The sequence below is a fragment of the Planococcus glaciei genome, assembly GCF_900099655.1.
Classification (GTDB): domain Bacteria; phylum Bacillota; class Bacilli; order Bacillales_A; family Planococcaceae; genus Planococcus; species Planococcus glaciei.
The window spans coordinates 1-19,452 of sequence record NZ_FNDC01000023.1 but is presented as its reverse complement, the minus strand read 5'-3'; the positions used below and the strand labels follow the sequence as shown (position 1 = coordinate 19,452).

At 47.6% G+C, this 19,452-nt stretch carries 19 protein-coding genes, 7 tRNA genes and 2 rRNA genes; 5 read left to right on the top strand and 23 right to left on the bottom strand.

What is annotated here, in order from left to right; genetic code table 11:
- The first annotated feature begins 55 nt into the window (after positions 1 to 55).
- Together BLQ32_RS18825 and BLQ32_RS18820 are read left to right on the top strand one after the other, a co-directional pair.
- Positions 56 to 1,228 carry a DUF2157 domain-containing protein gene (locus BLQ32_RS18825; protein ID WP_074511718.1) on the top strand — a complete coding sequence of 391 codons (1,173 nt, stop codon included), beginning with the start codon at positions 56 to 58 and terminating at the stop codon, positions 1,226 to 1,228.
- The gene (locus BLQ32_RS18820; protein ID WP_036802675.1) at positions 1,225 to 1,668 is read left to right on the top strand and encodes a GDYXXLXY domain-containing protein; all 444 of its coding nucleotides are present in this window, start codon (positions 1,225 to 1,227) and stop codon (positions 1,666 to 1,668) included. The genes BLQ32_RS18825 and BLQ32_RS18820 overlap by 4 nt, the downstream gene beginning before the upstream one ends.
- Positions 1,669 to 1,684: 16 nt before the next feature.
- On the opposite strand, the gene BLQ32_RS20170 is transcribed toward BLQ32_RS18820, so the two are convergent.
- The 5 genes from BLQ32_RS20170 to BLQ32_RS18795 all read right to left on the bottom strand — a co-directional run bounded on the left by BLQ32_RS20170 (position 1,685) and on the right by BLQ32_RS18795 (position 6,350).
- Positions 1,685 to 2,821, bottom strand: a complete 1,137-nt coding sequence (locus BLQ32_RS20170; RefSeq protein ID WP_074511716.1) for a GNAT family N-acetyltransferase — start codon at positions 2,819 to 2,821, stop codon at positions 1,685 to 1,687.
- Positions 2,818 to 3,387 (bottom strand): histidine phosphatase family protein, encoded by a 570-nt coding sequence (locus tag BLQ32_RS18810; protein WP_074511714.1) that lies wholly within the window; start codon positions 3,385 to 3,387, stop codon positions 2,818 to 2,820. Before BLQ32_RS18810 ends, BLQ32_RS20170 begins: the two co-directional genes overlap by 4 nt.
- Before the next feature lie 2 nt (positions 3,388 to 3,389).
- Complete coding sequence (locus BLQ32_RS18805) at positions 3,390 to 4,163, bottom strand: hypothetical protein (protein ID WP_074511712.1); 774 nt, start codon at positions 4,161 to 4,163, stop codon at positions 3,390 to 3,392.
- Between the two features lie 128 nt (positions 4,164 to 4,291).
- The gene (locus BLQ32_RS18800) at positions 4,292 to 4,786 is read right to left on the bottom strand and encodes an SRPBCC family protein (RefSeq protein ID WP_074511710.1); all 495 of its coding nucleotides are present in this window, start codon (positions 4,784 to 4,786) and stop codon (positions 4,292 to 4,294) included.
- Between the two features lie 85 nt (positions 4,787 to 4,871).
- Positions 4,872 to 6,350: a purine-cytosine permease family protein gene (locus BLQ32_RS18795; RefSeq protein WP_074511708.1), complete on the bottom strand. Its 1,479-nt coding sequence runs from the start codon at positions 6,348 to 6,350 to the stop codon at positions 4,872 to 4,874.
- A gap of 503 nt (positions 6,351 to 6,853) precedes the next feature.
- On the opposite strand from BLQ32_RS18795, the gene BLQ32_RS18790 reads away from it, so the two are divergent.
- The gene (locus tag BLQ32_RS18790) at positions 6,854 to 7,333 is read left to right on the top strand and encodes a DUF2975 domain-containing protein (protein WP_036802667.1); all 480 of its coding nucleotides are present in this window, start codon (positions 6,854 to 6,856) and stop codon (positions 7,331 to 7,333) included.
- Positions 7,334 to 7,342: 9 nt separating this feature from the next.
- A complete protein-coding gene (locus BLQ32_RS18785) occupies positions 7,343 to 7,564 on the top strand; it encodes a helix-turn-helix domain-containing protein (protein WP_036802665.1) in 222 nt (73 codons plus the stop codon).
- Between the two features lie 128 nt (positions 7,565 to 7,692).
- Here the strand turns inward: BLQ32_RS18785 and glmS are convergent, their stop codons facing one another.
- The 9 genes from glmS to BLQ32_RS18740 form a co-directional block, all read right to left on the bottom strand.
- Positions 7,693 to 9,495, bottom strand: a complete 1,803-nt coding sequence (glmS, locus tag BLQ32_RS18780) for a glutamine--fructose-6-phosphate transaminase (isomerizing) (protein WP_036802663.1) — start codon at positions 9,493 to 9,495, stop codon at positions 7,693 to 7,695.
- 404 nt (positions 9,496 to 9,899) lie between these two features.
- Positions 9,900 to 11,249, bottom strand: coding sequence for a phosphoglucosamine mutase (glmM, locus tag BLQ32_RS18775; protein WP_074511706.1), 1,350 nt, complete (start codon positions 11,247 to 11,249; stop codon positions 9,900 to 9,902).
- 80 nt (positions 11,250 to 11,329) lie between these two features.
- On the bottom strand, positions 11,330 to 12,337 hold the full coding sequence (locus BLQ32_RS18770) for a CdaR family protein (RefSeq protein ID WP_074511704.1): 1,008 nt from the start codon (positions 12,335 to 12,337) through the stop codon (positions 11,330 to 11,332).
- Complete coding sequence (cdaA, locus tag BLQ32_RS18765) at positions 12,330 to 13,166, bottom strand: diadenylate cyclase CdaA (protein WP_074511702.1); 837 nt, start codon at positions 13,164 to 13,166, stop codon at positions 12,330 to 12,332. Before cdaA ends, BLQ32_RS18770 begins: the two co-directional genes overlap by 8 nt.
- 101 nt (positions 13,167 to 13,267) lie before the next feature.
- The gene (locus BLQ32_RS18760; RefSeq protein ID WP_074511700.1) at positions 13,268 to 13,903 is read right to left on the bottom strand and encodes a zf-HC2 domain-containing protein; all 636 of its coding nucleotides are present in this window, start codon (positions 13,901 to 13,903) and stop codon (positions 13,268 to 13,270) included.
- A gap of 12 nt (positions 13,904 to 13,915) precedes the next feature.
- On the bottom strand, positions 13,916 to 14,479 hold the full coding sequence (gene sigW / locus BLQ32_RS18755; protein ID WP_036802658.1) for an RNA polymerase sigma factor SigW: 564 nt from the start codon (positions 14,477 to 14,479) through the stop codon (positions 13,916 to 13,918).
- A 226-nt stretch (positions 14,480 to 14,705) separates the two neighbouring features.
- Positions 14,706 to 15,614: an arginase gene (rocF, locus tag BLQ32_RS18750; protein WP_036802655.1), complete on the bottom strand. Its 909-nt coding sequence runs from the start codon at positions 15,612 to 15,614 to the stop codon at positions 14,706 to 14,708.
- 70 nt (positions 15,615 to 15,684) lie between these two features.
- Positions 15,685 to 16,248: a GNAT family N-acetyltransferase gene (locus BLQ32_RS18745; RefSeq protein WP_074511698.1), complete on the bottom strand. Its 564-nt coding sequence runs from the start codon at positions 16,246 to 16,248 to the stop codon at positions 15,685 to 15,687.
- A 14-nt stretch (positions 16,249 to 16,262) separates the two neighbouring features.
- The gene (locus tag BLQ32_RS18740; RefSeq protein ID WP_074511696.1) at positions 16,263 to 17,144 is read right to left on the bottom strand and encodes a LysR family transcriptional regulator; all 882 of its coding nucleotides are present in this window, start codon (positions 17,142 to 17,144) and stop codon (positions 16,263 to 16,265) included.
- 103 nt (positions 17,145 to 17,247) lie between these two features.
- On the opposite strand from BLQ32_RS18740, the gene BLQ32_RS18735 reads away from it, so the two are divergent.
- A complete protein-coding gene (locus BLQ32_RS18735) occupies positions 17,248 to 18,327 on the top strand; it encodes a citrate synthase/methylcitrate synthase (protein WP_074511694.1) in 1,080 nt (359 codons plus the stop codon).
- A gap of 70 nt (positions 18,328 to 18,397) precedes the next feature.
- On the opposite strand, the gene BLQ32_RS18730 is transcribed toward BLQ32_RS18735, so the two are convergent.
- From BLQ32_RS18730 to BLQ32_RS18690, 9 genes are all read right to left on the bottom strand, one after another.
- A tRNA-Ala gene (locus BLQ32_RS18730) sits at positions 18,398 to 18,470 on the bottom strand.
- A 28-nt stretch (positions 18,471 to 18,498) separates the two neighbouring features.
- Positions 18,499 to 18,571 (bottom strand) — tRNA-Lys (locus tag BLQ32_RS18725).
- A 10-nt stretch (positions 18,572 to 18,581) separates the two neighbouring features.
- Positions 18,582 to 18,656: transfer RNA gene (locus BLQ32_RS18720), tRNA-Gln, on the bottom strand.
- A 19-nt stretch (positions 18,657 to 18,675) separates the two neighbouring features.
- Positions 18,676 to 18,759: transfer RNA gene (locus tag BLQ32_RS18715), tRNA-Tyr, on the bottom strand.
- Positions 18,760 to 18,768: 9 nt separating this feature from the next.
- Positions 18,769 to 18,844, bottom strand: a tRNA-Val gene (locus tag BLQ32_RS18710).
- Between the two features lie 16 nt (positions 18,845 to 18,860).
- Positions 18,861 to 18,935, bottom strand: a tRNA-Glu gene (locus BLQ32_RS18705).
- Between the two features lie 53 nt (positions 18,936 to 18,988).
- Positions 18,989 to 19,061 (bottom strand) — tRNA-Thr (locus tag BLQ32_RS18700).
- A gap of 39 nt (positions 19,062 to 19,100) precedes the next feature.
- A 5S ribosomal RNA gene (gene rrf / locus BLQ32_RS18695) occupies positions 19,101 to 19,216 on the bottom strand.
- Positions 19,217 to 19,276: 60 nt separating this feature from the next.
- Positions 19,277 to 19,452: ribosomal RNA gene (locus tag BLQ32_RS18690) — 23S ribosomal RNA — on the bottom strand; the annotation flags it as partial.

The window sequence follows — 19,452 nt, the reverse complement described above, 5'->3', positions numbered from 1 at the left end:
ACCTATCCTTTTAATAGCCAAAGGCTTATAATGGCGCTAAGCAGGAGGTGGGGAAATGGCTTTGAAAGAAAAGTTATCGCTTTGGCAGCAGGAAGGATTTATTGACCAAAGTACGGCTGAAAAAATCTTGGCATTCGAGCAAAGGCAGGAAAAACCGAACCGCCTTCCACTTTTGCTCATTATTGGCCTCGTTTTTTTCTCGCTGGCCGTCTTCAGTTTTATTGCAGCTAACTGGCAAGTCATGCCGGCTGCTATAAAAATCGGTTTGATTTTGTTGTTGATGTGGCTGTTTTATGGCCTCGGGCACTTGTCCGACCGCAAAAATTTTGGCTGGCCGCACGTGTTTCGGCTGATCGGGCTCGCCATGTTCGGGGCGGCGATGATTGTAGCCGTTCAAGCATTCCATCTGTCTTTATCCAGCTCGCTGATCGGCTGGGCTATTTATCTGGCAGCGATGGCCCATTATTTCTATTGGCGCCATCTTGCCTATGCCGCAGTAGCGTTTATTTTTGGGATGCAGGTCTTGCTGTCTTCCGTTCTCACGATGGGTTGGATGGAATGGTTCGTTTACGTCGCTGCATCCCTTGGCTGGCTTTATTTCAGCAAAGACAAACTGCCAATCGCATTTAGTTGGCTGCTGCTGTTTGGAAGCGGGTTGATGCTCTTTGCGGTGGCGGATTATGAAAGCCGCTTATGGCCCATTTGGACCTTATTCGTTTTGGCTGGGCTTCTGGCTTTTGTTTTTCCCGAAAAGCGAAAAATACTGCAGCCGCTTTACTTGCTGGCGGGCGGCGCCGTTTCACTGGGCTACCTGGCCGTTCGGGGCTCTTCTCTATCCGTCTTCAAAGATTTAAACTTGTGGGAGTCGGTGCTGCTATTGTTTGCAGGCATTGCAATATTTGCCTTGTGCTATTTCCGCATCCGGCCTCTTATCTGGCTATCAGCGCTTGGCGCAATTGGTTTATCGCTATACGACAGCTCCGCAATTGGGCTGGCCGTTTTAGCGGAAGCAGTGGCGCTCGGTTATCTGGTTGTCAACCATCGACAGAATCAGCCGCTTAGCCTCGGATTTGTGTATTTTATTTTGGTGCAAGTTGTGCTTTACTTTATCTTTGCTTGGCAACGGCTGGATATGTCGCTGTTCTTCCTGGTCGGTGCGCTTCTTTTGTTTGCTTTGTCCGGAATCGCCTGGTGGTTTAACCGCAAGAAAGCGAGGGCTGCTTCATGAAGAATTTTCTGTTTCCCTTCGTGCAAACGCTGGTTGTGCTGGCAATCGCTTTGAGCTTTTACGCAACGTCATGGTTCGGCGACCAATTCATGCTGCGGGCAGCGCCGTATGATCCATTTGATCCGTTTTACGGCGAATATGTGCTCCTGCAATACCCGGATCTACGGCCGGAAGGGCTGAAAAATGGCGAAGTTTACTTCACCTTGAAAGAAGGTCCGGATGGCTACGCCGTTCTTGACCGGGTTTCGAACGAGCCTTTTTTTGGAGCCATCCACGGCACGTACTACAGCGACACCTTAACCGCTCCTCAATTGGAGCAATATTATGTGGAACAAGGAACCGGCCCTGGGCTTGAACAAGCCGAAGAACTGGCAGTAACCATAGATGTCGCTCCTTGGGGTGCCATTCGGCCAGTCTTTTTGGAAGCACGGCCACATTAAAAAAGCTTTCTTCCGCTTAGCCGGAAGAAAGTTTTTTTTGCATACGGCAATTGGGCAGGACAACCCCTCGCCGCTCAACGGTCTGCTCCCGGACAAGCCGGTATCCCCGTCTTTCAAAAAACGGCCTTGCTGTCAGGCTGGCATCCGTATAGATGCTGGTCAGCTGCAGCCTCTTTGCTTCCTGTTCGAGTTGGCCGACCAAGTGAGTCGCAATGCCCTGTCGCTGATAATCTTTATGGACGTACAGCCGGTTCAAGTAACCGGCTGGCGTCATATCGCAAAAGCCGGCAACTTCACCATCTATTTCCGCTACATAGCTCAGGTTTTGCTTTAGCGATTCCCGCCATGCCGCTGCTTTTTGCGCTTGTTCGTCTTTCGGTGCCCATGCCGCCAATTGTTCGCCGGAATAATCCGCCGCATTGACGGTATGGACAGTATCGTAGAACAAGGCGACGACTCCCTTCAAATCCGCTTCTTGAAATGCTCGGATCTGCAGGTTTTCTTGTTCCACGATAGTTGCAATTTCCGCTAAATCTTCGATGATGTAATCCGCTTCGGTGCTGCTCCACTGGGCATCCCTTTTCCAGACCGTTTTGATGCCGGCAGCCCGTGCACCTTTTATATCATTATCCGGATGGTCGCCGACATACAGGGCTTCTTCCAGTTGAACACTGAGCCTCGCCAACGCCTTCTTGAACAAATTCGGATCCGGCTTTTTCATGTCTTCCCATTCAGAAATCAAAATCACGTCCATATACGGTTCGATTCCCAATGCCTGTATCGCGTCCAGTTGGAATTGCCCTTTACCGTTTGAAATGATGCCTAATCGCAGCGATTTCCCATTTAAGTGTTCCAAGAGAAATTTCATATGCGGAAACGGTACGCAATGCTGTTTGAAGGTTATCATATAATCCTCCAACAGCACTTCCCAAGCAATCTTCAACTCGAATTCCTCGGCCAGCTGCTGGTAAACGCGGTCTTTCCAAACCAGTCCCCGTGCATCCAATTCGATGAACCGCTCGGTGTAGCGGGATTTTGGCACCTCTTCCAAGCGGCTTTTGAAACGCTCGTACTGTTCATCAATAAACGACTTCAACGAAGCATCCCGATCCAATAAGGTACCGTCTAAATCAAAAATCACTGCTTTGATCATGTCACTTTTACATCCAGCGGAATCCGCCGCACCTTCTTTAACTCCAGTCCTTCAAAACTGAGGCAATAAATATCCGGCATCTCAAGCTGCCGCCAGAATCCTATTCCGTAGCGGGAGTCAAAGTGGCTGAGAATCAGCGCCAAGATATTGCCATGGGTGCCGATGGCAATGCGTTCGCCTGCATATTGCTGAAGCACTTTCTTTATTTCCTTGGCGCCGCGCGACCTTGCTTGCTGGTTGGATTCGCCCCCTTCAAAGGCGAAGTTCTCTTGTTGCCAAACTTTTGCAACGGCTGCCTGGAAATCCGCAACCGGTCCTGCGCTCAGCAAACGTTCACGAAACCCGTCCCATAGGAGGATCTCCGGATTTATTTCCCGGGAAATGCCTTCTACTGTTTGAATGGCCCGTTTGTACGGGCTCGAGATGACCCGGTCCATCCCTTCTTTGTTCAGAACTTCAGCCACTTTCCGAGCATCTTTTTCGCCTTTTGGCGATAATGGGCGCAGCTTTTCATCCGGCGTGTAATCCGAATGGGCGTGCCTAACCAAATACAAGTGAGTCTGCAACCTTATCTCCCGCTTTCTTTCTTCATCTGTTTGTAAAAGTTTAACGAATCAAACAAGAACTGACGGTCAAAACCGGTTTTCTGCCCGATTCTGCCTACCCATTCTTCCAAAGTGGCCAACGGTTGATCGGGATATAACCCTTCAGTCGTGCTTAAAAAACTTTTCCAATTGTCGAATTCCCAATGCGCGGTTTCTTCTTTGTAAGGAAGACGCACTTCCACAAGCGGCTTCGGATACACATGATTTTGCGAAAACTCGCCGGCTTGCCAAAAATCTGCCTCGGTTACCGGGCTGGTGTCATAAGTTTGCCGCGACTGTTTCCCGCCCGGCCGGTGATAAACAATTTCCACTTCCCCTTGCCGAGCTATGACCTGGATATCCGCTGCCGGAAAAAAGCCGCTTTGCTTTTCAGGTGTATACGCTTCGTGGCGGCCTTCGATTAGCACCGGCTGCAGCCATTGGTCGCCAAGGTCACATAAATAGCGGTTTTCATGCACATCCAGCGCAATCAGCGCCGCATGCGCTTCTTCTGTGCCTAGTTCATTGCCAATCGGGTATGCCTCAATTCCATCTCTTTTAAACTCATCCAGCAGCCAAATGGCCAGGTCAAAACAATTGCCGGTTATGCCGTATTGCGCTTTATGTTCTTTCATCAATGCGACCGTCCGCTGCTTTTTATCCCCTGAACGCGAATAAAACCAGGCTTTCGTTAATGTTTCCATCGGAAAATCATGAAACTTGTTCCATACAGCCAAAATTTCTGGAGGTGCCTTCATAAAGACCTTCCCCTTCTTTGTCGGATTGCTACCTTATTTCGATTTTCAAGCCGCCGATTCCTGCTCTTCAAAATCCAAAAAGAAACCCCGGAAAGCGCTGAAACACTTTCCGGGGTCTATATCTTTTCTTATTCAGGTTTCATATTGCCGGTTTCGACCAACTGTTTCAGGTTTTCAAACATCATGCCCCAACCTTCTTCGGATTGTGCACTGTATTCGGCTTTTGCCCGTTCCACGTCTTCTTCTGACCAGATTTCTTCATGCGGGACAATGATTTCCTGTGAAAACGTCATTTCGCACATGTCCCGGACTGGAGAGATGAACACCCGCACAATGTCTTCTGTATCACTGAATTGCGGCATCCTAAACGTGAACACCAGTTTGTTCGGCTGGCTGATTTCTGCGTATTGGCCGAGCGCGCGGTAATCGGTGCCTTCCCGATAATCAACGATTTCCCACGTTCCGCCAAGGCGAAGGTCGCTTTTGGCCGTTTTGTTGGTCGATTCTTTTGTAAACAACCATTTTTTCATGATTTCCGGATTTGTCCAAGCTTCAAACACCGCTTCTGGTTTTGCGTAGAAGCGCCGAGCCAAATTCAAAGTGACGGTTGAAGTGATTGTCATTGTGCTCATCCTCTCCAAATCAAGTCAGGTGCAATTCTTTGAAGCTGTCTTGCTCTTTATTGACACTTTACCCGAAAGTTTTTTGTCAGGCAATATAATCTTCTTTAGGAATATCCGTCACTTCTTTTTTCACATAGTAATGCCCTTTTGTTAAAATGGCCAGCCCTGTAGTCAATACCGCCGCTAAGATGGCAGCGAAAAATGCCGCTGTGCTTTGCAGGAAAGTTCCCATATAGCCAAGTGCGGCAATCGTGCCTAAAACGCTTGGCACAATCAGCGAGACTACGCCGACCGGATTCCATTTGTACAGATTTTCTTGCCGTGACTCATAATAGCCAGGACCGATTTTCAGCATTTTCTTCACGACCAAGGCGTCCGTCACCAGAATGGAAGCCCATGTCATAAGTGCAACGCCTTGGAACGTCATGGCTGTGCCCAGATGGTCGACGATGCCTCCAAGCATCAAAGCCATGGCAATGACACCTGCAGCGACAACCCAGAAGCGGCGTCCCGGGGTAAACTTAAACATGTTTTCAAAGAAACTGGACAGCGACAGGGAGCTGCTGTAGATATTCGTGATGTTGATGCGGATTTGCGTCAGCATGGTAAAAATCACGCCGCCAAGCCCGAGCAGCACCACGATGTAAATGCCCGGATTGGATTCGCCCAAGGTAACACCGAACCAGATGCCAAGGCCTCCCATGACACCAAAACAGAAAATCTGCGGAATAAAACCGATAGCGACCGAACCAATCTTCAAGTCTTTCGGTTTCAAGAACCGCGCATAGTCGGAAGCGATCAATGCCGTCAGTCCCATGATGCCGTGCTGCATGCCAATGCACAACAGCAAGGCTGTTCCGCCTATTTGGACGCCTTCAGGCATATATGTCCAGAAGCTGCCGTTATAAAGGGAAGGCTGTTTAAATGCCATCACGATGGCAGCGATTAAAAAGATGCCGAAAAGCGGCAACGACCATTTTTGCAGCTTGTCCAATTGCTTGATGCCAAACCAGTTTAACGGAATGACGATTGAACCGAAGAGGATGATGAGAATCCACATGGGGATTGCGGGGAAATATGCATGGACAGCTGCGACGAGTATCATGCCTTCAAAAGCACAATACATAATAAAGTTGGATGCGTAGATGAGTGAGGTTAATGAGGCTCCGATATAGCCGAATCCTCCGCGGGATAGTAAGTTAACGTTCATGCCCGATTTAGCGGACAAATACACAATAATGGTGCCCAGTATACCGGCTACGATAATAGCGTAAACGGCTGAGATGATGGCATTAGCAGCTCCAAACTGCAAAGCCATGACACTGCCCATCTGAAAATAAAAAATCGCAGTTGCGATGCCGAAGGTGATATTGGTGATGCTTAGCCATCCCATTTTACGTTCGTCCCTTGGGACTCGGTCAAACGTATAATCACCGCTGGTTTCGTGTTCTGGCCTTATTTCTTTTTGCTTTAGTTCTTTTTGTTTCGCCACTTTTTCATTTAATTTTTTCTCTCTTGGCTCTTTTTCTCTCAATCGGTGATCTGCGGTAATATCAGATCTCATTCAATCATCTTCCTTTCAATAATGTGTTTGGTTTTTTGCTTTCAGCGCAATGCCGGGAAGGCGTAGAGCCTTGCGAAAAAGCAAAAAAAAACAGGTGCATTTTATCCGTCACTTCTATGACAGAAGACGGATAAACCACTCGCTTTTTTATTTTAGCATAATTCCGTCAACTTTATTGACTTTCCGCTCAAACTCATTCTTTCGCACTAAATCTCAGTTTAAGAATAAATACTTATTGTTATATATTTTAGAAGGCAACAAAAACGTTCTATCGCTATACTGATTACTTAATTTCAGGCTGGGTAGATTCGTAAAAATTCAGAAGGAAAACAGCTTCTCTTTAAAGCAAGCAGGAATTTCGCTCCCTATATTCGGGAATAGGCTGACACAGGAATCGAAATAGCAGAAAGGGCTTTTATTATTGCTTATAGATAATATTTTATCGCAAAACGATAAAATATATGTTAAACTATACCTATCAATAGTTAAGTGAGGTGCTTTAGATGAAACGGGAAACACTTTTTTTGAAGGCCGTGATTATCCTGATGGCTATTCCGGTCTTGGCAGTCTGTATATTTGTGGTGCCGCCGCTTTCTTCATTTGTAGCGGAAATCATTCCACAATGGGCTTTTTTGCAATACGTCTTTCTGATCGCCATGTATTTGACAGCGGTCGCTTATTTCACAGCTTTGTACCAAACCTTAAAGCTGCTGGGTTACATTGATAAAAACATCGCATTTTCTGAGCGGTCGGTTAAGGCGCTGAAGAATATCAAGTACTGCGCCATCGCCATTACAGTCCTGTATATTTTGTGCCTGCCCATCATTCTGTATATGGCACAGGTGGACGATGCTCCGGGACTCGGCGGCATCGGCATGATCATTACATTTGGCGCCATGGTAATCGCCGTTTTCGCGGCGGTTCTTCAAAAGCTGCTGCAAAATGCCATCGATATAAAATCTGAAAACGATTTAACGGTCTGAGGTGAGAATATGGCAATTATAATCAATATTGACGTTATGCTGGCGAAACGGAAAATGAGCGTCACGGAACTCTCGGAACGAGTCGGCATCACAATGGCCAACTTGTCCATCCTAAAAAACGGCAAAGCGAAAGCAGTCCGCTTGTCTACGCTTGAAGCTATCTGCAAAGCGCTGGACTGCCAGCCGGGAGATATATTGGAGTACAGAGCTGAGAATGTGCAAGAGAAGTGAAAATGAACAAATTAATACCAAAAGGAGCAGGTTTCCCCTGCTCTTTTTTTTATTGTCTAACTGGCCGAAACATTAAAAAGCCCGCTAATTCCATAAAGAATTAGCGGGCCCAGCTTTCTTAATTTCACTTATTCAACTGTAACCGATTTAGCCAAGTTACGCGGCTTATCAACGTCACAGTCGCGGTGAAGCGCTGCGTAGTAAGAGATCAACTGCATCGGGATAACCGATACCAGCGGAGACAGCAATTCGTGTACTTTTGGAAGCACAAGGCTATCGCCTTCTTCTTGCAGGCCTTCCATCGAAATGATGCATGGGTGAGCGCCGCGTGCCGCTACTTCTTTTACGTTTCCGCGGATGCTCAAGTTAACCGCTTCTTGTGTTGCAAGCGCAATTACTGGCGTGCCTTCTTCGATCAAAGCGATTGTACCGTGCTTCAATTCGCCGCCGGCGAAGCCTTCCGCTTGGATATACGAAATCTCTTTCAATTTCAATGCGCCTTCAAGGCCAACGAAGTAGTCCATTACGCGGCCGATAAAGAAGCAGTTGCGTGTCGTGGAAAGGAAGTCACGGGCAATTTGCTCCATTTCTTCTTTCATGTCCACTTGCGCTTGGATGCCGTTCGCTACAATTCCAAGTTCCTGCACCAGGTCAAAGCCGATGTCGATGCCTTTAGACTGCGCAGTAACCGCTGCAAGAATCGAAAGGACCGCAATTTGCGCTGTGTAGGCTTTTGTAGACGCTACAGCGATTTCCGGGCCTGCGTACAGCAATAACGTGTAATCCGCTTCACGCGATAGCGTAGAGCCCGCTACGTTCGTGATTGTCAACGATGGATGTCCCAGTTCTTTGATCTTCACCAATACTTGGCGGCTGTCTGCTGTTTCACCTGATTGTGAAATGAAGATGAACAACGGTTTTTCTGAAAGAAGCGGCATGTTGTAGCCGAATTCGCTGGCTACGTGCACTTCTACCGGAATCTGAGCCATTTTTTCCAAGTATTCTTTGCCAATCAGTCCTGCATGGTAGCTTGTACCAGCAGCGATGATGTGGATGCGGTCTGCGTCTTTCAACGCCTCAATGATTTCAGGCTGGATCGTCAATTTTTCATCAGCGCCTTGGTAAGCTTGGATGATTTTGCGCATCACTGCCGGCTGCTCATCAATTTCTTTCAGCATATAGTGAGGGTAAGTTCCTTTTTCAATATCGCTCATGTCAATTTCAGCTTTAAATGGCTGGCGGCTTACTTTCTCACCATCCAGTGTCAAAATCTCCACGCTGTCTTTGCGCACGATCACGATTTCCTTGTCCATCAATTCCACAAATTGGTCTGTGATTTGAAGCATAGCCATCGCGTCACTTGCAACTACGTTAAAGCCGTCTCCAAGTCCGACAAGCAATGGGCTTTTGTTTTTCGCTACGAAAATGGTCTGCTCTTCTTCGGCGTCCAATAATGCGATCGCGTATGACCCTTTAAGCAACGTCAATGTTTTGCTGAAAGCTTCTTGCGTTGTCATGCCTTCTGCTACGAATTTGCCGATCAATTGCACGATGATCTCCGTATCCGTGTCTGACTCCATTTGTACATCCGCCAAATAGTCGCGCTGAATGTGATGGTAGTTCTCGATAACGCCGTTATGAACCAAAGTAAAACGGTCGTTGTCGTTTTGGTGAGGGTGAGCGTTTACGCGGTTCGGTTTTCCGTGAGTAGCCCAGCGCGTGTGCCCAATCCCGCTTGTTCCCGTCACTTCGTCTTCCACTACTGCGCGCAGATCCGCAATGCGCCCTTTTTCTTTAAAAACCGTAATGCCTTTGCCGTTGCGTACAGCAATCCCTGCTGAATCATAGCCACGGTATTCTAGTCTTTCCAAGCCTTTTAACAAGATTTCTTTTGAATCATTTTCTCCAATATACCCGACGATTCCACACATAATGTAATTCCTCCGCTTTCCTAATAAAATCAAAATGAGCGTTTGCACATGTCCGCAAACACTTGTCGTGAGCCCATCCGCATCGTTGTACAGCCGATCGCTCAACTGCTTTAAATGCTGGATATTACGACCGGGCTTCGCGGCCGGGAGGTATCCGCCGAAATCTCGATACTCCTCCTCCTCGTCTACTGGGAAGTGATTTGTCCATCCGATTTCCCCAGTACTGGCGCTTTAACTGTTTTCCTCGTACGCCTTATTATCCCCCTTTTTTGGCGGCCTAAACCTAGGCAAGTTTATCATACCTTGCCGACGGACGTCCGTCAACAAAACCTTATCAAAATAAATCCTGATAATACCAAAAAACCGGTCTAAAAGGCTTCCGCCTTTCAAACCGGTTTCTTGTATTAATTTAAGCCCATTTCGGCCCGGACAACTTTCGCGATTTGCTCTACATATTGCTCGCAGTCTTCTGCCGAAGCCGCTTCCACCATTACCCGCACAAGCGGTTCTGTACCGGAAGGACGCACCAGCACGCGGCCGTTCCCAGCCATGTCCTTTTCTACTTCAGCAATGGCTGCTGCCACTTTTGCGTTGTCTGTAACCGCATGCTTATCCGTCACGCGGATATTGACAAGTTTTTGAGGGAAGATGGTCATCTCTCCTGCTAATTCAGAAAGTTTTTTGCCTGTCACTTTCATGATGTTGACCAGCTGCATGCCAGTCAATAAACCATCGCCTGTGGTGTTGTAATCCAGGAAAATGATGTGGCCGGACTGTTCGCCGCCAAGATTGTAGCCGTTTTTCTTCATTTCTTCTACCACATAGCGGTCGCCGACAGCTGTCTGCTTGCTTTCCATGCCATGGCTTTCAAGTGCTTTGTAAAAGCCCATATTGCTCATGACAGTGGATACGACGGTGTTTTTCTTTAATCGGCCTTCTGAATGCAGATACTTTCCGATTATGTACATAATCTGATCCCCATCGACGATTTGCCCTTTTTCATCTACAGCAATCAACCGGTCGCCGTCGCCGTCAAACGCCAAGCCCACATCCGCTTTTTTGGCAACTACCAGTTCAGCCAATTTTTCAGGATGGGTAGAGCCCACTTTATCGTTGATATTCAAACCATTCGGTGAAGCGCCCATTGACGAAATGTCCGCATCCAAATCAGCGAACACATGCGTAGCAAGTGAAGAAGTGGCACCGTGTGCACAATCCAGTGCCACGTGGAGTCCGGTAAATTCTTCGTCGACTGCCTGTTTCAAATACTGGATGTATTTCTGGCCGCCTTCGAAATAATCCGTAATGCTGCCAAGGTCGCCGCCGGTCGGGCGCGGCAATGTATCTTCTTCTGCATCAAGCAAAGCTTCAATTTCCAGCTCCTGCTCATCCGACAATTTAAATCCGTCAGAACCAAAGAATTTGATGCCGTTGTCTTCCACAGGATTGTGGGAAGCTGAAATCATGACGCCTGCTTCTGCACTCATGACACGTGTTAAATAAGCAACCCCTGGTGTACTGATGACGCCAAGGCGCATAACTTCCGCGCCGACAGACAATAAGCCTGCTGCAAGCGCACCTTCCAGCATTTCGCCTGAAATCCGTGTATCACGGCCAATCAATACTTTCGGTTTGTCTTTCGAGCTTTTTGTTAAGATATAGCCGCCGAAGCGCCCTAATTTAAATGCCAATTCAGGTGTCAACTCGCTGTTCGCAACACCCCGCACCCCGTCAGTTCCAAAATATTTTCCCATTCTTTTCTCTCCTTCAATCTATAGCTTTATCTCGCTTCATTATACATGTTTTATTCAAATATCAAATCCAGACCTGCCAGTTAAGAAGGCGGATTTTCTGACACCTCTGGAATTTCCGCGCCTTCTGGTGCTTCAACCGTTTCGTCGACCCTGATTTCCGCTTCCACTTTCAATGTGTTGGGCGAAACAGAAGTCGTGCCTGGCGGAGCTTTCAGCTCGGCTTCCACTGTCGTATCCGTCGGCGTAACGATTCCCGCATTCACTTCCACGACATATTCCTTCAGGGCATCCACCGCACTTTTCGGGCCATAAATCCGGACCGTCTCGCTCGATGGGACCAAAGACTCGATCTTTACGCCCGTAGGCGCTTCTCCGTTTTGCTTAATGGTCACCGGCACTTCTTTGCTGTATTCTTCTATCTTGGCTGAAACCTCTGCCACTTCGGGTTCAATCACGACATTCTCCAATTTCGTCAAATCATTTGCCAACACCCGGATTCGGGCCTCGGTTGTAAAAGATTCATTGACGCCCGGCTCACCGGTAACGGTCGCTTTCACAAAACTGATGGCATCAATGACACTTTTCGGGCCTGTCACCGAAGCGGTTTTCGGCTCCGCTGAAATTTCCTCTAAAACAAATCCTTCTTTTAACAAGCGTTCATTCATTTCCGGGTCGATCCGGAACTCCTGGGTTACCCGTTCTTCGATGGTGATGTCTACAAAAGCCGGATCTATTTGGACCCTCAGCTGTTCTGACAAGTTCTCAGTCTGTATAGGCACCCGGTGTTCGCCAATCGGCAAATTGCGCAGGTCCACAAACAAAGTGAAATCTTTCAGTTGGCGCGTCGTCTGCACGGCACTAGTCGGACCGGAAATCGTCAAGTCCGCCATCTCTGGCAAGCCGCTCACCATCAGGTTGGTGTCCCCATAAAAAACTTCCAGCTCGACGCCTTCGATTTCTTCCGTAATCGTGCCATTGTTCGCGGAGTTTGCAGCGTCTTCGTCGGCTTTAACCGAAAAGAATAAAAGAAATGCTAACAGAAGGGCCATAATTCGCAAAAACCAAGGGCTATCCATTAATTTATCCATTCTTTTTCATCCTCCAGTTCCACCGGGCAGAATCAGCTGGCTGTTGTTCGGCGCCAAACCAAATTCGGCGCAGCTTCACTTCAAAATCTTCCAGCGACAAGTTGCGGTGCAAATCTCCGTTTGCTGTCAGGCTGATGGCACCCGTTTCTTCCGACACAATGATGGTGATGGCATCGGTCACTTCACTGATTCCAAGCGCAGCTCGGTGCCGGGTGCCAAGTTCTTTGGAGATAAACGGGCTTTCAGACAACGGCAAATAACAGGCGGCGGCGGCAATGCGGTTTTTCTGTACAATCACCGCTCCGTCATGCAGCGGTGTATTCGGGATAAATAGATTGATCAGCAACTCTGACGTAATGTCCGAGTTCATGGGAATGCCCGTCTCAATATACTCGCTCAATCCGGTTTCCCGCTCAATTGAAATCAAAGCGCCAATCCGGCGTTTTGCCATATAGCTGACCGATTTCGACATCGCTTCAATCAACCGGCTGCGTTCGGATTCCTCATTCAGCTGGCTGCTGGAGAACAGTTTTCCACGTCCCAGCTGTTCCAGTGCCCGCCGCATCTCCGGCTGGAAAATGATGATAATCGCCAGGAATCCCCAATTCAGCACTTGCTGCATGATCCAACCCAAAGTCTCCAAATTGAGAGCGCGGGTTATCAGATACGCAATAACGATAAAAAAGATCCCTTTTAACAACTGGACCGCTTTCGTCCCTTTAATGATTGTGATCAACTTATATATAACGAACCATACTAATAAAATATCAATGACATTTACTAAAAGTTCGAGTGGTGTTTGGTTTGTTAAATTCTCCAAAAACGGCATCTGCAACCCTCGCTTTTCAACATCTGCATATAAATCAGTATAACATAAGTGAATTTGCCTTGCCTTCATTGAAAAAACCTATCCTTCAAGCAGGATAGGCATTACTCTTCATTCTTTTCTCCATTGCTGCTGAAAATGGCGGCGGCATCTTTCACACCGTCTTTAATGGTGTACCACATCCACTCGAACGCCTTATCAATTTCTTCGATTTCCCCGGTAATGACTCCGCTCGAAGCCATATACTGGCCATTGACAAGAGTGACATCTCCGTGCAGTTCACCTTCCACCCGCAAATCGCCGTTGCGGATCGTCAAATCGCCTGTTACCACTTCGCCTTCCGGCACCACAACGGTCTCCCCTTCTACAACAAGGTTCGGTTGTTTTGTAAAGGCAAATTGCTGGTCATTGTTAAAATTGGAGAACAACATGCCGCTCATCAGCAAAAGAAACAATGCGGCAGCTGTCAACAGCGGATGATGCCGGAACCAGCGCGGCACGCCGATGCGCTGTCTTTCTTTCGGCAGCCGCTGCATGGTCTTCGCCACAAAATCGGCCGGTGCCTGTATATGTGATGCACTTTGGACAAGTGCGATCGTTTTGGTTTGTTCGTGATACAATCTCCGACATTCGATGCAGCTTTCCAAATGTGCTTTTAGCACTACTTCATCGGATGGGTTCAAATCCCCATCTAAATAATCATCCATAAAATGAATGATGTTTTCCGGACACGTTTTCATCGTGCTCGCCTCCTACAAATTGCTCAATTGCTTCCGAAGAGCTTCTCTTCCCCGGTGTATCCGCGTTTTCACGGTACCTAGCGGCAAATCCAAAATTTCACTGATTTCCGATAGGGGCAATTCTTCAATATACTTTAATACAATAGCGGCACGGTACTTATCTGGCAAGCGACTTATCTCATATTGCACGCGTTCCTGTACTTCCATCCGCATCAGCTCTTCTTCCGGCAGCTGATCATCGTTGGCAATGGACGAGTACATATTTAATCCTTCAGTCCCGCGCACTTCTGCGTCCAGATAATAATCCGGCTTTTTCTTGCGGATCCGGTCAATGCACAGATTCGTCGCGATGCGGTAAAGCCACGTCGAAAACTTGCGCTTTTGATCGAACGTATGAAGATTGACATATGCACGTGTAAACGCTTCTTGCGCTATATCTTCCGCTTCATGTTTGTTCCCTAACATCCGGTAACAGATTTGATAAAGCTGGTGCTGATATAGCTCAACGAGTTCGGCGAATGCGTTCTGATCGCCTTTTAACACTTTTTTTATTCGTTTATTGACTAACGCATCCATGTTCTCATTTCCCTCCGCCTATGCGGCTGTCTTTTATATACGGATTGCTTTTCAAAAAGTTTCATTTTATTTTTTCTCTTTCTATCGTACCAAACTTAAACCATTAAAATCCATCTTATTCCCAGATTGTTTTTGGTTCTTTTCAATAAAAAAGCGCTCGAAAGTCGCTTTGGGCTAGTGAAGAAGAAATGTTTACATAAAAAAAAAAAACAGGCTTTCGCCTGTTTTAAAGTAATTTTTCTCCGAGCAATGAACCAATCAGCGCTACTGCAACATCCGCGGTGCGGTTTTTTTCATCCAGAATCGGATTGACTTCCACAAATTCGGCAGAAGTGATGATTCCTGCATCGTGCAGCAGCTCCATCGCCAAATGGCTTTCCCGGTACGTAATGCCGCCTGGGACCGGTGTGCCGACACCTGGTGTGTACATTGGGTCAATGCCGTCCAGATCCAATGACAAATGGACCGCATCCGTTCTGCGTTCTTCTTTCAAGTAATGGATCGCATCATCAATTACTGCATCCATTCCCATTTTATCAAGTTCATGCATGCTGTAGACGCGGATGCCGCGTTCTTTGATCAACTCACGCTCGCCTGGGTCTACAGAACGGGCACCTATGATTACAATATTTTCAGGCTTCACTTTTGGTGAATAGCCGCGGATATTCGTCAGCTGTTCATGCCCAAGTCCGAAACTTGCTGCCAAAGGCATCCCGTGGATATTTCCGGACGGTGACGTATCACTTGTATTCATGTCCGCGTGCGCATCATACCAGATAACCCCCAGGTTCTCATGGCGCTCAGAGATTCCAGCGAGTGTCCCGATGGCGATGCTATGATCTCCGCCAAGAACCAGCGGGAAATTCCCTGCTTCTGCTACTTCAAACACTTTCGCGCCGAGTGCTTCCGTCGCGTCCGTCACAACTTTTAAATTGCGCAGGTTGGTTTCTGTATCAATAGAGCCGTCTGCATGGCCGATCTGGATGTCCCCTTCATCCGTTACGGTATGCCCTAAAGCTTCAATGCGCTCTACAACGCCTGCATAGCGGATGGCGCTCGGCCCCATGTCCACCCCGCGGCGATTCTGGCCATGATCCATTGGTACTCCGATAATAGATACATTTAATTTATTCATGATTTTATACCCCCTTAACAAGATGAATTTATTGTACCTGTTAAGGAAGCCTTGGCTCAACCAAACAAAATCAAGTATATTTATTCATTTTTTCCGCTAGTTCGCATTTTATAACCGGCCATTCCGAATCGATGATTGAATACACCACGGCGTCTCTTGGTTTGCCGGTTGAGCGGATTCGTTCGTTGCGGAGCAGCCCTTCTTTTTTGGCGCCGATTCGTTCCAGGGCCTTTTGGGAAGCGCTGTTTTCTGCATCTGTTTTGAATTGCACCCGAATCATGCCCCGCTCTTCAAAGCAATATTGGAGCAATGCAGCTTTTACTGCAGTGTTTACATGAGTACGTTGCGCAGCTTCTGCATAAAAGGTTGAACCGATTTCACAGCTTTTATTTGTTTCATCGATTGCATAAATGCGGGTGGTGCCGATGATTTCTGCGCTTTTTGGATCTTCCACAGCAAAAATAAGTACATCGTCCCCCTTCAGCCCTGTTTCCAGCCAAGCACACAACTGTTCAAAGCTTTCCACTTTCGTCAGCATGTGTTCGAAGATTGCAGGTGTATAAAGCGCCCACAATGCTTCAAAATCATCTCGCGTCAGTAAACGCAACCGGATGTTTGAGTGTTCAATTTTCATACCATTCTCTCCCCTTAACTAAAATGCACAGACTGGACTCGCTGCAAAAATTCTTTTTCAAGTTCGCCCATCTGCTTCGTTAAAAAATACGTGGACACTTCCGGCAGCGGAAACAAATCAAAATGGGCGTCCATTAAACGTCCTTCAATCAGCTCCCGCCTCACCATGGATTTAGGCAAAAATGACACGCCAAGGCCTTCTTGGATAAATCGTTTGGCAATATGCGCCTGTGTCACTTTCATTGTCCGGATTCCTGTAACATGAAGACGCAGCTTTAGGAGCAGCTCATCCCAAAAAGCCGGATGATGGTGTGTAAACAGAAAGGCCGACTGGAGCATCGCTTCTCCTGAAACCGCTGGGCCAGACTCATCATCGTACGCATCTCTTGGCAAAATAAAAAGAAGCGGATCGTTATAAACCGTTTCACAGTGAATATCCTGCCGCATAGGGCGCAATGCGGAAATGCCGGCCGACACTTGCTCTGTTTCCACCAGTTCTTCTATGTGCTCCGACTCTTCCACTTGAATCACCAGTTCAAGGTCTGGGTGGTCCCGTGTAAACGATTTTAAAATATACGGCAAAATCGTCTCGGCCATTAAGGGAGAAATTGCAAGCGTCCATTTCTTTCGGTAACCTTGGGCAAAAGCTTGAAGTTCCGCGATGCTTTGATCCATCTGGGCCAGTATGCTTTTAGCCTTCGGGCAGAAATGGCGCCCTTCTTCTGTCAGCGAAACCCGGTTCTTTTCCCGCTTGAATAACAAAATCCCAAGGCTTTCTTCCAATAGCCGGATGTGGACCGTGACACTTGGCTGCGACATCAGTAACCGTTCGGAAGTTTTTCGGAAATTCAACGTTTCAGCAGCATCCACAAACGTCCGCAGCCAATTGAGCTCCATGTTCTTGCCTCCTTCAATTAACAATTTGAATTATTTCAATTATATATCTTTAATTTTTGTTATCAATCAACAGGAGTAAAATAAAAGCAAAGGAGGAGTTACGATGTTCCAGAAAGGATTAAAAGGAATTACAGCGGTCCAAACAAAAATAGCTTCGGTAGATGGAGACAAAGGAGAATTGCGCTACCGCGGGATACAAGTGAAAGAGGCAATCAGCGGAAAGTCATTTGAAGAAGCAGCATACTTTTTGTGGCATGGCCGGAACCCATCGGCCCAAGAGTTGGCCGGTTTGCAAAATGCACTAATGGAATATCGCAAGCTTCCAAATCACGTTATTGAAACAGCCAAACTGCTGCCCCCTGATGCACCCTTGATGGACAATCTGCGGACCTTAATATCCGCATACTGCCATAAGGAATTTACCCAGTTGCCAATCGGTGAACAAGCCATAGCCTTAACAGGTGCTTTCCCAGTACTGATTGCTCTTTTGTTCTGCTTACAGGAAGAAAAAGAAATGATTCAACCACGCAGCGATCTCGGCCATACCGCCAATTATTTATGGATGTTGAATGGACGGGAACCTTCAGAAGCGCAGATTGAAGCATTGGAAACGTATTTAAAGCTGACGATGGAGCACGGCATGAACGCTTCCACATTTGCTGCCCGCGTCACCATCTCTACAGAATCCGATCTTGTCTCTGCTGTTACTTCCGCCATTGGCACTATGAAAGGCCCGCTTCACGGAGGAGCGCCTTCAGGAGTCATTGACTTGCTCGATGAAATTCAAACGCCGGAGCGCATTGAACCGGTCATTCTCGAAAAACTGGCCCACGGCGAAAAAATTATGGGCTTTGGCCACCGCATTTACCGGACTGAAGATCCACGGTCGATTGTGCTTAGAGATAAATGCCTCGCCTTGCAAGGGGCAGACCCATGGCTCGATTTGGCCGTAGCGGCTGAAAAAGAGATTGTCGGCCTCTTGAACCAGCACAAGCCAGGAAGGGCGCTGCACACGAACGTGGAATTCTATGCGGCTGCCATTATGAGGTCCATCGCAATGCCTCCTGCGCTCTTTACGCCTACATTTAGCGCAGCCCGCATCGTCGGCTGGACTGCCCATGCGATGGAACAGCAAGAAGACAATGTCATTTTCCGTCCGCAGTCTGAATACATCGGAACTTAAAAAAAGCCCGCATCCAATAAATTGGATACGGGCTTTTTACACATGGATAGTACAAATACACATGGAACAATGGAGCCTAGGGGGCTCGAACCCCTGACCTCGACGCTGCCAGCGTCGCGCTCTCCCAGCTGAGCTAAGGCCCCGCGCTGAACAGGCGCAAGGAATAAAGAATGAGCCATGAAGGATTCGAACCTTCGACCCTCTGATTAAAAGTCAGATGCTCTACCAACTGAGCTAATGGCTCAAAATAAAAATGGCTGGGGTACCTGGATTCGAACCAGGGCATGACGGGATCAAAACCCGTTGCCTTACCGCTTGGCTATACCCCAATGCCAATATAAATAAAACTGGTGGTGGGGGGCAGATTCGAACTGCCGAACCCGAAGGAGCGGATTTACAGTCCGCCGCGTTTAGCCACTTCGCTACCCCACCGAGAAATAATGGTGGAGGATGACGGGATCGAACCGCCGACCCTCTGCTTGTAAGGCAGATGCTCTCCCAGCTGAGCTAATCCTCCACATAACTATAAAAAATGGTGACCCCTACGGGATTCGAACCCGTGTTACCGCCGTGAAAGGGCGGTGTCTTAACCGCTTGACCAAGGGGCCATAAAAAGATGAATAAGTGCTTTTCCCGTTTACAGAAACCTTATAAAAACAAAAGCTTCCAACCGGGTTCGAACCGGTGACCTCTTCCTTACCATGGAAGCACTCTACCTGCTGAGCTATGGAAGCAAGGTAAAAGATTCGTTACGGCATAAAAAAAACAAAATGGCCCAGCAATGTCCTACTCTCACAGGGGGAAACCCCCAACTACCATCGGCGCAAAAGAGCTTAACTTCCGTGTTCGGGATGGGAACGGGTGTGGCCTCTTTGCCATCATCACTGGACTATTTTTCTTGAGTGCTTGCGCCCTCAAAACTGGATATGCGACATTGAAAACAACTGTGTTGGTTAAGTCCTCGATCGATTAGTATTCGTCAGCTACACGTGTCGCCACGCTTCCACCCCGAACCTATCTACCTCATCGTCTTTGAGGGATCTTACTTGCTTGCGCAATGGGAAATCTCATCTTGAGGGGGGCTTCGTGCTTAGATGCTTTCAGCACTTATCCCGGCCACACATA